The organism is Streptomyces sp. DSM 120436, from assembly GCF_055778765.1.
On the sequence record NZ_JBSKBS010000004.1, the window covers coordinates 1 to 12962 of the forward strand.

The 12962-nt window shown below is 68.5% G+C and carries 11 protein-coding genes and 1 pseudogene; 8 read left to right on the forward strand and 4 right to left on the reverse strand.

Annotated features, from left to right (window positions below):
• Positions 1-710: 710 nt before the first annotated feature.
• Both ACWH4W_RS31665 and ACWH4W_RS31670 read right to left on the reverse strand, forming a co-directional pair.
• Positions 711-1223 (reverse strand): hypothetical protein, encoded by a 513-nt coding sequence (locus ACWH4W_RS31665; RefSeq protein ID WP_473079311.1) that lies wholly within the window; start codon positions 1221-1223, stop codon positions 711-713.
• Between the two features lie 92 nt (positions 1224-1315).
• Positions 1316-2053, reverse strand: a complete 738-nt coding sequence (locus tag ACWH4W_RS31670; RefSeq protein ID WP_473079312.1) for a Crp/Fnr family transcriptional regulator — start codon at positions 2051-2053, stop codon at positions 1316-1318.
• A gap of 2446 nt (positions 2054-4499) precedes the next feature.
• Here ACWH4W_RS31670 and ACWH4W_RS31675 point away from each other — a divergent pair.
• Together ACWH4W_RS31675 and ACWH4W_RS31680 are read left to right on the forward strand one after the other, a co-directional pair.
• Complete coding sequence (locus ACWH4W_RS31675; protein ID WP_473079313.1) at positions 4500-5024, forward strand: hypothetical protein; 525 nt, start codon at positions 4500-4502, stop codon at positions 5022-5024.
• A gap of 121 nt (positions 5025-5145) precedes the next feature.
• Positions 5146-6288 carry a helix-turn-helix transcriptional regulator gene (locus tag ACWH4W_RS31680; RefSeq protein WP_473079314.1) on the forward strand — a complete coding sequence of 381 codons (1143 nt, stop codon included), beginning with the start codon at positions 5146-5148 and terminating at the stop codon, positions 6286-6288.
• A 564-nt stretch (positions 6289-6852) separates the two neighbouring features.
• Here the strand turns inward: ACWH4W_RS31680 and ACWH4W_RS31685 are convergent.
• Complete coding sequence (locus ACWH4W_RS31685; protein WP_473077995.1) at positions 6853-7602, reverse strand: transposase family protein; 750 nt, start codon at positions 7600-7602, stop codon at positions 6853-6855.
• A gap of 534 nt (positions 7603-8136) precedes the next feature.
• Between ACWH4W_RS31685 and ACWH4W_RS31690 the strand changes: the two genes are divergently transcribed.
• The gene (locus tag ACWH4W_RS31690; protein WP_473079315.1) at positions 8137-8481 is read left to right on the forward strand and encodes a hypothetical protein; all 345 of its coding nucleotides are present in this window, start codon (positions 8137-8139) and stop codon (positions 8479-8481) included.
• Positions 8482-8553: 72 nt separating this feature from the next.
• Positions 8554-8925: a hypothetical protein gene (locus tag ACWH4W_RS31695; RefSeq protein WP_473079316.1), complete on the forward strand. Its 372-nt coding sequence runs from the start codon at positions 8554-8556 to the stop codon at positions 8923-8925.
• Positions 8926-9035: 110 nt separating this feature from the next.
• Here ACWH4W_RS31695 and ACWH4W_RS31700 read toward each other — a convergent pair whose 3' ends face one another.
• Entirely contained in the window at positions 9036-9428 is a 393-nt protein-coding gene (locus tag ACWH4W_RS31700) for a site-specific integrase (protein ID WP_473079317.1), read from the reverse strand.
• Positions 9429-10125: 697 nt separating this feature from the next.
• On the opposite strand from ACWH4W_RS31700, the gene ACWH4W_RS31705 reads away from it, so the two are divergent.
• From ACWH4W_RS31705 to ACWH4W_RS31720, 4 genes and pseudogenes are all read left to right on the forward strand, one after another.
• Positions 10126-10533 (forward strand): hypothetical protein, encoded by a 408-nt coding sequence (locus tag ACWH4W_RS31705; protein ID WP_473079318.1) that lies wholly within the window; start codon positions 10126-10128, stop codon positions 10531-10533.
• 370 nt (positions 10534-10903) lie between these two features.
• A complete protein-coding gene (locus ACWH4W_RS31710; RefSeq protein ID WP_473079404.1) occupies positions 10904-11692 on the forward strand; it encodes a class I SAM-dependent methyltransferase in 789 nt (262 codons plus the stop codon).
• Positions 11693-11790: 98 nt separating this feature from the next.
• Positions 11791-12107: pseudogene (locus tag ACWH4W_RS31715) on the forward strand (transposase family protein); the annotation flags it as partial.
• Between the two features lie 354 nt (positions 12108-12461).
• Positions 12462-12875 (forward strand): hypothetical protein, encoded by a 414-nt coding sequence (locus ACWH4W_RS31720; RefSeq protein ID WP_473079319.1) that lies wholly within the window; start codon positions 12462-12464, stop codon positions 12873-12875.
• Positions 12876-12962: the final 87 nt, after the last annotated feature.

Below are 12962 nucleotides of genomic sequence, written 5' to 3' on the forward strand. Positions count from 1 at the left end.
CCTCAGCGACCTCCTCCCCCACCCCCCGGCCGCCGATGGCACTCCACCCGCACCAAGGCCCGCCAGACAGCTGCGCGGCCACAGCCTCCAGGCCGAGCAGGCCTTCCGGACAGGCCTGGCCCAGGCCCATGCCCACCACCAGCTGCACGAGCACCTCGCCGTGCCCACGGAAGACACCCCCGCCGGCTATCCACCGGGCCACGAAGGTCCAGTTCCGCCTCGAGGACGACAGCAACGACACCCCCCGCTTCGAGAACGGCGAGCAGGTCGCCCGCCTCAGGACCGACGACCCGGGCAAAGCCACGGCGCCGGCCCTGACCGCCGATGAGGGCACGGACACGTACACGGTCGCCGCATCGTTCGGTGACGCCATGACCCAGTTCCCGGTCGAAGTCGTCACCGGTGACGGACCCCCGGCGCCCCCGAACCCGTCACCCAGCACGAGCACCTCAAGCACAACCGGCAGCACCGCCTGCCCCGACCACGGACGGCACGTCGACCGACCTCGACAGCGGCAGCCTCGCCTCGACCGACACCGGCGGCACCGGCCTCCACCTCGCGGCGGCCCCGGCCCCGGCCACAGTGAGCATCGCGGTCCTTCGTACGGAAACGCCCGCGGTCAGCGTCGTCGAGAGTCAACGCCGCACGGGCGTATGAACGGGAGGGGCCGCACGGATCATCCGTGCGGCCCCTCCCCGCCCCCTCCGTGGTCAGACGCGCCGCAGGACGGCGATCTTGTGGTTGACGGCGTTGATGGCCCGCTCCAGCGCGACGCGGGCGGACTCCTGCTTCATGGCCTGGGCCATGAGGGTCTTGGCGTCGGTGCAGGAGATCCGGGCGGCCGCCGGGGGTTCGGGCAGCGCGGTCTGGGCGTACGTCTCTGCGCACTCGACAACGCGCTCGAGCTCAGCCCTGAGGCACTCGGTGTGCTCGATGCGGCCGCTGATGGCGTTGGCCAGACGGGTGATCTCGGTGAAGTCGCTCGTGTAGCTGGGCGTGCGGGCCAGTCGGCACTGCTCCGTGTACAGCTCGTCGGCCGCCGCGGCGGGTCCGGCGAGCTCGGTGATCTCCTCGTCCTTGCGGCGCAGCGCCTTCGTGAAGGCGAGCACCCGCCTGCCGTTGAGCACGGTGAGGGTGCCGAGCGAGCCGGTGATGAGCGAGGAAGCCGCCGTGACGACCACGGTGGTCTCGCTGGGGTTGTTGATGAAGGAGCTGAGCAGCATTGCTTCTTTCCTTGATTCGGAGCCTGAGCCGCACGCCCGCGAGCGGGGTGGTGAGTGCGGCTCTGTGTAGTTGGTGGGTCCAGATGGGACGGTCAGGCGCTGATGGCGCTGTCGTGCAGGGCGTCCAGGTCGTGGACGGTGAACTTACGGTATCCGGCGTCGATCGTGCCGTGGCGCCGGAGGCTGCTGATGGCGTTCTCCACGGTGGAGACGCCGAGTTGGAGCGCGGCGGCGAGGTCCTTCTGGCTCGGGCCGATGATGGTGGTGCGGCGGGTGACGGTGGGGTCGGGGATGCCGGCAGTCTCCGCCAGGTGCGCCAGGAGCGCGCTGACACGCTGGAACGAGGCCTGCGCGAAGGTGGCGTAGACGCGCTCGTCCCGGCGGTTTCGGTCCTCCAGGCTGCGTAGCAGCGCAAGTTGGACTTCGGGACGCCGGCTCTGCAGGAGGTGCATGTAGCTGACGCGCCAGGGGACGACGTAGGTCCTCGACAGGCATGTGGTGGTGACCGAGGAGGTCGGCTCGATGAGCTTGGCCTCGCCGACGATCTCGCCGATGCCGCGGAACCGGACGATTGTGGGGGTCCCCCGCCCGGGGCCGAGCGGGAAGCGCTCCTGGCGGACGCATCCCTGCACGATGATGAAGACGTCCCGGTCGTTGGGGCCCAAAGGGAGCTGCATGTCGCGCTCGAAGGAGCGGATCCGCTGGTCCCAGTCCTGGCTCATCGACGTCCACGTAGGCGCCGGCAGGTACTTGAGGAAGCTGCCCGGCGGCATGTCGCCGCGGCCCAGGAGCAGGTCGTTCAGGCGAGAGGTTTCGGCGCTGACGGGCATCTGTTACACCCCCTCGGCGCGCGGGAGGCGTCGCGCGGACGCGCGGGCCCAGGCGGACAACGCGAGGTGACGGGGCGTCACCCCATCGTGGTGGCGGCCTATACGACGGGTACGGGTGATGAGGCCACCGCGGGCGGCGAGGTGCATGACGGTCTGAGTCCCTTATGTGTGATGGGTGGGTGCGCCCCCGTGCAGGCGGGCGCACCCTGGTGGGTCCAGCGGTACTGCGGCCCCTCCTGCGGGGGTCCGTCCGACGTGGCGCTGTGTGGTGTGTCGGAGCGGCGCAGGGCGAGAACGTCAGGCAGCAAACGTACCCCCAGCACAGACAAAGCCGCCAGTCACACAAGGGTCTTGCAGGCGGCTTTCCCAGTGCACAGACCCCACCGCGAGGGATTTCCCAGCACGTTCCCGCAAAAAGCGTGAGTGGCGCACATCACAGAAGCCGTCAATTCAGTAAGGGCGGCCGTTGAATGCAGACATACATCGCTGATTACTCAGGAATGTTCTCCGACATGCGCGCGACTCGTATCAGATGAGCGTGCGTGAACCCAGATGAAAGGTTCCGCATAAGCGGGAAGGCCCCAGAGCACCACACCCCAGAGCCTTCCGAACGATCTGGACCCACCAAGGCTCAGATCTCCGTACAGTGAACCACCGGTCACCGGCCGAGGACACGGCGAACGGGTTTTTCCTTCAAAAGAACCCCCAGCACGAGGGAAACCCGGGGTCCAACCGGAGTACAGCCTACGCTGCGGGGTGCGAGGCGGGCAGCAGACCCACTTGTGCGCTTTGGGCTGTAGGTCAGGTTCTGCGCCCAGGCCGACCCGGCGCCGACGAAGACAGAAGGATCACTCCTCGCCATTTATGATCACCCTTTCGCCATGTCTCACGAGTAAGCAAGGGCACCCTAAGCGTGCGCGACCGCAGAGCAAAGGCCCGGCTTTCGAACATGTGACCATTGACGGGAACCTGCAATTACTTCGCGGAAGATTAACGGGCACACTCCCAAGGAGGGGGAATACATATTCCGTAACGAATTCCGCCGACAACAGTAAAGGGTCTTTTCGGGACTGTCCCGTGCCCCCCTCCTCCGGCACCGGCTCCAGTTGCCATGTCGACTCATAGCCATGACTACACCCCGAGGCCATAGCATGCGCTCGTGACGTCGCGGTGCGCAGAATCTTTCCTGTCGTCAAATTTGTTCGATGCGGAGCGAGTTGCCTTCGTGCAGCGATCCCTGCGGTAATGAATGTCACAAGAAGCGAACACACAGCCACACTCAGTGAGAGGCTCCGGGTCGTCCAGGGCGGCTGCCTGGCCGATGACGCCGGCGCCACCGAGGGACACGACCGGGTCGCGACCGCTGCAGACGGTGCCGAGGATCTCGTCCCGGCTGCTGCTGTGCACGGTGGCTCCCCGGCCCGGCCAAGAGCGGGAACAGGTGGACGGCGACCGGCGTGCCGGCCCCGCCTTCCAGCGTGCCCGAGCCGGTCCGGTGAGCGCCCGGCACGAGTGCGAGGCCGTGCCGGCCGGCGGCACCGCCGGATGCGGTCCGGTGGAAACCCTCAGCGACCGCAGAGGGGCACTTGGCACACTTCGGTGTGCGGCGACGGCACAGCACACATCACGACAGCACCTGATCTCCCAGGTCCTGCTCAGGCAGTTCACCATGCCCGAGCCAAAGGCAGCGGCCGGCAGCTCCTGCCGTCCGACCTGCACCACCCCAGACGCCTGCACAAGCTGAAGAGCACCCGCGCGCGGCAGGACCGAGAACTTCGCCGCGTTCGCCTCCGCATCCGCCGAAGAACCGGGGCACGGTAGGGAAAGACGCGTCCCCGACGCACCGGCCGCCGTGCACACCGGCACTCCCGCTCGCCGACCCGCTCCACGAGGCGGCGCTGCGCGACCTGACCGTGCTTCACTTCGTCCGCTCCCACCACCGAAAGGCGCACGCCGGCACGATCGAACACAACCGCACGGAACCAGCCGGCAAACTCATCGGCAAGCCCCAAAACAACTGCACCGCAAGGCACTGCGGGAGACCAGGCTCCATCTGTGCGGACCGGCTTCCCTCAGCGCCCTCACCGAGCACCTCATCGAACGGCCCTCAGCCGTCCGTGACCACAAGAGCAGCAAGCCCTTACGCACCAGCACCGAGAACACCTTCCACAAGATGCGGACCATGACGTCGACGCGCTACAGCAAAACACCCCCACGCCGACGGAAAAGACGCCGTACTGCCCCCGCCGGCGGCCGGCCACCGAGGGGACCGCGCCCGGCCCCGGGCGCGGGGGCGCCGACGGGGAGCCCGAAGGCGACAGCCCGCCGGTGGTGAGCCCCCCAGATGTCTGGGATGGGATACGCCGACCGGCCGCGGCACTCTTTACCCGGTCGAGGGCGGTGAGCCGCCTTCGGCGCGTTCGGTGACGACAACGAGGGGGAAGAGATGTCCATGCGAAGAAAGACCATGGGGATGCTGGCCGCGGCCGCGGCCGCTGGCCTGACGGTGGCGGGGGCTCCGGCTGCCGGTGCGGCCCCGTCTGCGGCGGGTGACGCGGTCACGGCCTCCGTGTGGCGGAACGTCGCTCTGACCGGCACCTACACGATCCGCGACGACGAGGGTATTTTCGCCGCCGGTACGTACTGCAACGGCAACGTCACCTCCGAGGGCTGGGTGAACGAGGTCCGCACGCCGTCGGTGTGGTGGGAGACCACGTGCGGGGGCGAGATCCGTGTGGAGAAGCATGTGTCCGCGGAGACGGACGCCGGCGGCGGAGTCATGATCCATGTGACCCTGCGGTTCTACGAGGGCACGAACGACACCAACACCGACCTCGACGCCGAGTACGACTTCAACCGCTACGTCCCCGCGGGACAGACCTCGACGGTCAGCGAGATCACGCTCCGCAACGGGGAGAACGGCGGCAAGGACTGGGCGAAGCTCAACCTCGTCCTGCACAACAACCGCTGACCCCTACCGGGGCGTCGATCGCGCGCCCCGGACGTCGACGGTTCCCGGGAACGGTAAGCGGAGCCACAGCTGCCTGCGCAAACCGGGCTTGGGAACTGTTGTGCACGCTTAGCCTCGGACCATGAGGCGCTACGGGGGAGCAAGACGGGCCGGCGAGACCGGGGACGCGGCGGCGCGGGCGGCGCAGTCCGCGCGGAGCGTCGAGGAGTTCTTCGAGGCGGTGAAACGGGTCGTACGGCCTGCGCTGCGCTTCGACGTGTGCGCCTGCTTGACCGTGGATCCGCAGACGTTGATGAACACCGGCGGTGACTACCGGGACGGCCTGCCGCCCGCCATGATGCCGCGCATGCTCGACATCGAGTACCGCGAGGGGGATGCCAACGGCCTGTCCGATCTGGCGGCCAGACCGACGCCGGTGGGCCTGCTCAGCCGGGAGACGAACGGGAACCTCGCCCTCAGCCCCCGGTACCGCGACATCATGCGGCCCCTCGGCTTCCGCGACGAGCTGCGTGTACTGCTGCGGGACCGTCACGGGGCATGGGGCGCCCTGGTCATGGGACGCGCGGACGACGCGCCCCCGTTCGGCTCCCCAGAGCTGGCTGCGGCGGCGTCGCTGGTCCAGCCGTTGGGGAACGCACTGCGCCAGCTGCACCTGACGCGGCTCGCCGAAGCGAACGCCTCGGAGACGGCGCCGGGACTGGTGTTGCTGGACGGCGACCACCAGGTGGTCCATGCGACACCCACCGTGGCCATGTGGTTCAACGACCTGGCGCCCGCCGACGGCGTGCCGTCCGGGGAGCGCGGACTGCCTCCCGCCGTGTACGCGGTGGCAGCGGCGGTGCAGGCCGCAGGGGCCGCGGCCTCCCACACCTCGTGGATGCACAGCCGCAGGCACGGCCGGGTACGGCTGCACGCCTGGCGCCTGGAGGAACCCACGGCGGCCCCGGCCCGCACCGCCGTCGTCGTTGAACGAGCCGGTCCCGCTGAGCACATCGCACTGATCGTCGCGGCGTACGGACTGACTCCTCGCGAGCGGGACGTCATGGCGCTGGTGTTGCGGGGGCGGTCCACAGCCGACATCAGCCGCAGTGCAGGCTTGTCACCGCACACGGTCCAGGACCACCTGAAGTCGGTGTTCGACAAGACGGGCGTCCGCAGCCGACGAGATCTGGTCGCCACGCTCTTCGCTCGTCACTATTTGCCGGACATGAGTCCGTCGGCGTCCGCACCGCAACGCCGCCCCCGGGGCAACCCCGAGCCCTGAGCGCCCGGCAGCGCCCGGGATACCGCCGTGCGCGTCGGCCCGTTCATCGAACGCGCGCACCCGGCCCGGCGACGACCACGGCCCCGACATGATCGCCATCGCCTGGTCCGCCCCGACACCCCGCACGCCGGCGCCTACCTCCACGGCCGTCAGCTCGGCTACACCGAGGGCGGCTGGCTGCGCTGCAGGACGAGCGTGATCCTCGGCTTCTGGCAGCCCGGCGGGTACAGGTTCTCCCATGGTGCACCAGATGCCGGAGGACGGGCTCCCCTGGACAACGGCCTGAAAGGGATCGCGTAGCTCCCGCATCGACGATCCGGCGGGCTGGGCGCACCATCTGCCGCGGCCCGCTGCGCGAATAGTGCAGGGATCGAAGACTGCCTCTTCACCAGTGCCGCCCATCCGGTGCCCGGACAGGAACCCGGACAGGGACCTGACCAGGTCGGACAGCCCGGGCTCTGTCCGGGACAAGCGGCGGATCTTGTACTCGTCCGGCGAACGGAGCATTTTTTCTCACGGCGACCGAGCAGCCGTGGGGCGGCCGGCACCGGTCAGTGAGCATTTTCAGCGCTGCCTCTCCAGAGTGAGGACGGCTCTGGCGATGACAGTCATGAGGTTGGGGCTACAGCGTGCTCTGCGGAAGATTCGCCAGGACTTCAGGCGGGCGACTCCGCGTTCGACGGGTGCCCGGGCCGCGGACAGGGCCCGGTTGACGGTCCGCTCGGTGGGGGTGAGTTCGCCGTTGGGCGGGCGGCGCTTGGCGGTGGTGACCCAGTCTCCGGCTCCGATGTAGGCCATGTCGGCGAGGACCGGGACGCCCTGGCGTTCGCAGATTCGGATGATTTTGTGAGTGCGGGCGGCCGTCAGGTCGTGGGTCCGGCCCGGCAGCGCCGGGGACAGCCACAGGACCTCCCCGGCAGGATCCGTGACGACCTGCACGTTCACGCCGTGCCGTTTGTGCTTGGACGAATAGTCGGCCTGCCCGTCGCCGACCCGGTCGCACTCGGCAAGGGTGCCGTCCAGGAGCGCGTAGTCGGGGTCCGTCTCCCGAAGTGCCTTCAGCAGTCCTGGCGCCTTGTCCGCCAGGTGCCGGACGACGGTGGTGACGTAGGCGTGGGCGGTGCCGACGGATATGCCGAAGCCCGCGGCGAGCTGCGTGAGGGTGTCGTGCCGCCGGAGGTAGACCAGGGCGACGAGAGCCCGCTGGTGAGGCGGGAGCTTGCAGCGGCGGTCACTCTCACGGGTGACGATGAGCATGGTTACCCACTCGACCAGGGCGTGAGGCAGGTCGAGTGAGGCAGGATAGGGAACCAACGAGGCTCCTGTGCTGATGAGTTGAGACGTCGAACACCTCTCTCAACGGCACGGGAGCCTCGTGCGTTGCGGGTGTCGGCCTCGTCACCCATCTGGTGGCCACTCTGAAAGTGCTCAGTGGTCCCGGGGCTTACGGTGTCCGGCCTTGCGAGGCGACGGAACTTGTCTGTCCCGGGCGTCCAGTTCACGGATGAGGAGCCAGGCTGTGCGTATGCGTCGTGCTCTCACAGGCATTGCCCTCGGAGGGGCTCTCGCTCTCGGGGCCTCCTCTGCCCCGGTCCAGGCCCAGACCGCGGACCCGTACGTCATCTACGGCACGTACTCCAACTACGCCCGGTGCGAGGACGTGGGCAGCACCGGTGAGTTCCACGGGCGGTGGATCAGCTGGATGTGCCCCAGGGTGAGCGGGGGTTATCAACTCTGGGTCCAGTACCGCTGAGTCATGACCTGCCGGCTGTTGCCGGCGGTCGACGGTCTGTCCGTCCGGCCATCACAGGGGCGGAGCACGAGGCAACTCTGGAGGGGGAAGTGAACATGAGGAACTGGCGAGGGCGCACGCTCATGACCGCGGTCGCGGGAGCGAGCGCCGTCGTTCTGGCGACGGCCGTTCCCGCGCACGCCGACTCGATCGTCTACAACGGCTACGCCGAGGGCGGGTTCATCAGCTACGGGGACAAGGTCTGGGTGGAGCACTACGAGGGCTCCCACAGCTACGTGGAGTGGTACACGAACTACGGCCGCGCGGGCGAGTGCTCGGCGAGCGCCGCCACGGGGAGCACGACCTGCAACTACGACATGCGCGAGAACAGCAAGATCACCCTGCGCGTCTGCACCCTACCCGCCGGGGTGTGCAGCACGTGGGTCAGGGACGACACGTAGCGACACGTCGTCCACAGGACGGTCAGGCCCGTTCAGGACCACACCCGACCAGGGGAAACGAGGGGAAAACGAATGAGATTGCGACGTTCCGTTCTCGGTGCCACCGCGGCCGCCGTTCTCGGCGCCGGCCTCGCCGTCGCGCCCGCGTCCGCCTCCACGTCCGCCGTCACCTGCAGCGGGTGGCGGAACGAGGGCACGTTCGAGAGCTACGACGAGGTCAAGGACGACGGCAGGACGGCGCCCATCCGCAAGGGGCCCTACGGCGAGTGCGCCCCTGTCATCACGCTTCAGGGCGGGTACTTCGTCGACATCGACTGCTACGTGTCGAACGACTACGGCAACACCTGGACGTACGTGTCCTTCAAGAGCGTCAACGAGCGCCGCTACTACGGGTGGATCTACGACGACCACCTGGCGGGCGGGGGCAGCTACGAACGCTGCTGACCGCCTTGCCGGTGAGCCGCCGGGGCCGGTGGGGGCCGTTGAGCGGGCTCGTACCCGCGCGTGTGGTTGCGGGTACGAGCCCGCTCGTCCCGTGGCTGTACGGGGGATGATCAGAAAGCTTCCGGCTCCGGGGCGGCGCCGCAGGAGCCGAGTTCGACTCGGCGCTTGCCGAAGTGCTCGTTGAACTCCGACCATTCCGTCTTGGTCGGCTCGCGGTACCCGCTCTCGGGTCGCTGTGCTCGTCGGCGGTCGAGGAACTGCTGGTAGTGACGGACGACGTCGTCGTCGTCGAAGACCGCGACGTAGCGGCGAGTGGTCTGAATATTGAGGTGGCCGAGCAAGGCGGCGCCGGTGTGAATGGGCAGGCCGCCGTTGACGAGCTCGGTCGCGAAGAGGCGGCGGAAGTCGTGGGGAGCGAACTTCACCTCGGCGAACCGTGGATCGGTGTCGATCAGTCCCCCGGCGGCTCGGCGGATCATCCGCCACATCGTCGTGGTGGACACCGCCCGCATCCCCCCCGGCACGCACGTTCTGGAACAGGTAGGGCAGGGGCTCGCTCCAGACCTTTTCGTGCAGGTCGTAGCGGACGCAGACCGGAACGGTGCCGTGCGCGCTGATGTGACGGCGGACGATCTGGGCGATGACGTGGAACAGCTCCGCGGACATCGGGATCACTCGTTCCCGGTCGCTCTTGGACGGCGTGATCACGAGCAGGGCGACGACGTCACCGCTCGGGCGCTGGCAGTTGCGCACGCTCAGGTGAGTCAGCTCGGTCAGCTCCTCGGCACGCAGGCCGGCCAGCCGGAGCGTCTCCACGATCGCCCACTGCCAGAACGCCTGGTTCTCGGTGTGCGTGAGCTGTACCGACTTCCCCGTCACCCGGTCCACCGCCCGGATCGGCGCGGTCGTCGGGTCACGCGTTCGGCGTCGATCCTCGCGAAGACGCGCGCTGTGGATGGCGAGCCGACCGCAACCAGCCGACCGGCGCGGCCGCCCCACGGCAGTACGACTGCCGACCCGGCTGCGGCAGCACCGTCCGCACCGACGCCCACGCCCGACGACTCCGCGAACGCGCCGCCCGGACCAGTTCGCCGCCCATGCCCCTGACCCGGTCAGCAGACGTCTGCGGGCCCACGCCCACCGGCTCCGCGAAACGGCCGCCGCCCACGACAGCACCGCCCACCCTGCCGAGGCTCTCACGTGAACCAGCAGCACCGGGACGAGCGCGTCCGCATCCGCGAGGCCGTGGATCGACCACTGACCGGACAGACCACCGCTTCCAACGGAAGCCTCACCGTCGTCGCCCTCGCCGCCGGGACCAATGTCCACCGCATGGCCCTCCTCAAACGGCACGTCGATCTGAACGAGTTTTACGAACGCGTCCGCGTCGAGACCCACCACGTGCCGGAGACCGAGAAACGACTCCGGGAAACGGTCACCAAGCCGAGGAAGACCACTGCCGATCAGAGCGCCGAGACCGAAGAGCTCCGCCAGCAGGTGACCAGGCTCGCCCTCGCCGGCGCTGTGCTCACTCAACAGGACGATAGGCAAGCAGAACAGGCACCTGCACCGGACGACGGCGTTCCGTTCCGCTCACCGAAGGCTTGAACCCGTCCGGCGCCCAGGGCTGTCAGTGCGCGTGACTGCGGGAGCCGCTTCGAAGTGACAGCGGGAGTGAGCGGCGCGGCGGCCAGAGAGGCACCATCAGTTTGGGTGGCTGCGCCTAAAGCGCCCGGCGGTGAACGCGCGCTTGCCGGCCGCGGTCCCCGTCGTGGCCGATGGGGCGCCGGTGGAGTGGGGACCTGCGTCGGTGCGGCGTGTCGCGGTTTCCCACGAAATCCGGTGGAGTCTCAACGGCCGGAAGTGGTTGGGTCCTGCTCAATGCTTCGCTGACACGGCCCGGCACAGTGCGAGGCGCAAGGTCTGCATCGCAGGCGCGGTCCGGCCCGCGTGTCGTCGAGTGGTGGAGGTTATCGCGGTGGCTGGTTATGGGGCGCTTTCCGACGTGTACGAGTGGCTGATCGGGGACGACAGGTTGACCCCCGCCAAGGCAGCCGCGGTTTACTACAGCGATGTCGTGGGCTCTGTGCCGCCCAATGCGCGCGTCCTGGACTGCGCGTGTGGAACCGGCCAGCTCGCCGTCGGTCTCGCGGGTCTTGGCCTTGACGTGGTCGCCGCAGACGCCAGCAAGGGGATGGTTCGCCGGACCGAGAAGGCCGCCGACGAGCAGGGTGTGGCGCTTCGAGCCCTCCGCGCGAGCTGGGACGAGCTGCCCGACCACCTGGAGGACTCCACGTTCGATCTGGTGTTCTGTGTCGGCAACTCGCTCGGGCACGCCGAGGGCGCAGCCGGGCGCCTGACCGCACTGGAAGCGATGTCGCGGCTGCTGAATCCGGGCGGACGCCTCGTGCTCCACTCACGCAACTGGGAGCTCGTGCGCTCCGCCGGCTCACGGGTGGACGTCCGCGATCGACTCATCCGCCGCAACGACCGCGATGCGGTCGTCAGCTACTACTGGCAGATCGAGCAGCGCTGGGAGCAGGAACACTTCCTCGAGATCGTGGTCGCCCGGATCGAGCCGGATGGGGCGGTGCGCGCCTGCTCGGAGCGGTTGTCCATCTGGCCCTACCGGTACGAGGACCTCGTGGCGCAGCTGCGGAGCGTCGGGCTCACGGTGCAGTCCACCACCTTCGACCCCGAGAGCGATGGATACCTGGTGGTCGCCAGCCGCGACCAGGCGCGAGGCACGTCTGAGCCGGCGCGCTGATCCGCCTTTCATCGTCGTTGCCGGCCTGCCGGCTCGCGACCGCCTGCAGCGGGTGTCTCGCGAAGTGTTCAGCGCTTGCAGCGGTTGCTGCGGGCGTGGTCCTCGCCGCGCCGGCTTCCGGCCTGCGGACTGCGGCCCGCACCGCCTCCACCAAGGCATTCGTGATCCTGGACGGCACGCTGCCGCCGATCGACCGGGGGCACCTCCCGGCCGAAGGCTGGGGGAGATCGCGGCCGACCGGCCCTTCCACTCCGGGGAACACGAGAAGCACGGCATGAACGTGTAGGTCATCACCGGTCCCGCCGGGCAACTGGTGTGGGCATCGCCTGCACTGCCCGGCGCGGTCCACGACATCAAGGCCGCGCGAGCCCACGGCATCATCTGCGATGTTCCACGACTCGCCTCACCAGCCTGGTTCAGGCCGTCCTCACCCTGCGTCCGACCTGTTCGAATTGAGGTTGGAAACAGCTCAGTGCCTCAATACCCGTGGACTGAAATGGGGGTGCTGGTGGCGACAAGGCAAGTGGGCACCGCACTCAGGATCCCCGGCGGAGTCGCTCAGTGGCCTTCCGCCGGCTCCTCTCGCACACGCTCGCTTTGTCATTTGCGGGGAGTGAAAGCCGCGCCGCGGGTGTACCCCGAGTTGTGGGGGACGACCGTCGGGTGATGTCCGCCAGCGGGCGGGGCTCCGGGCGAGTCCGCGGGCGCCGCTCGGGGAACGTGTTGGAATGTCGTGACCCGAAGAGCAATCGCCGTGGAGGCTGAAGGCATGGACAACGTGGACGCACCGGACAGCGGAATTCTCCTCTTCCGCAACACCATGCGCATCACCGAAGGGCATCTGGACGCCTACCGGGAGGCCACGGAGCGAGCCGTACGGTTCGTGGAGGAGCACGGTCCCCAGGTCATGGTGGAGGTGTTCATCGACGAGCAGAAGCTGCTCGCACACAGCTTCCAGATGTACCGGGACTCGGATTCCGTCCGCGCGCACTGGAAGATGTCCGAGCCGTACATCCGGGAAGTGATGAAGCACTGCCGGGTGGAACGCTTCGAGGTGTTCGGACAACCCGATTCCAACGTGATGGCGGGCGTACGGAATTCACTCGACGACCAGGTCTCGCCCTCATTCGCGGCCCGCTTCACGGGATTCATGCGATTCGACGCGTTGCGGTCCGGGCGGTAGCGGCTCCCGCCCCTGAAAGGCGGCGACAGGGTCCTTGGCCACAACAGTCGTGCCGGTCGTGACTTCAGAGTCGTCCTGGCCACGAAC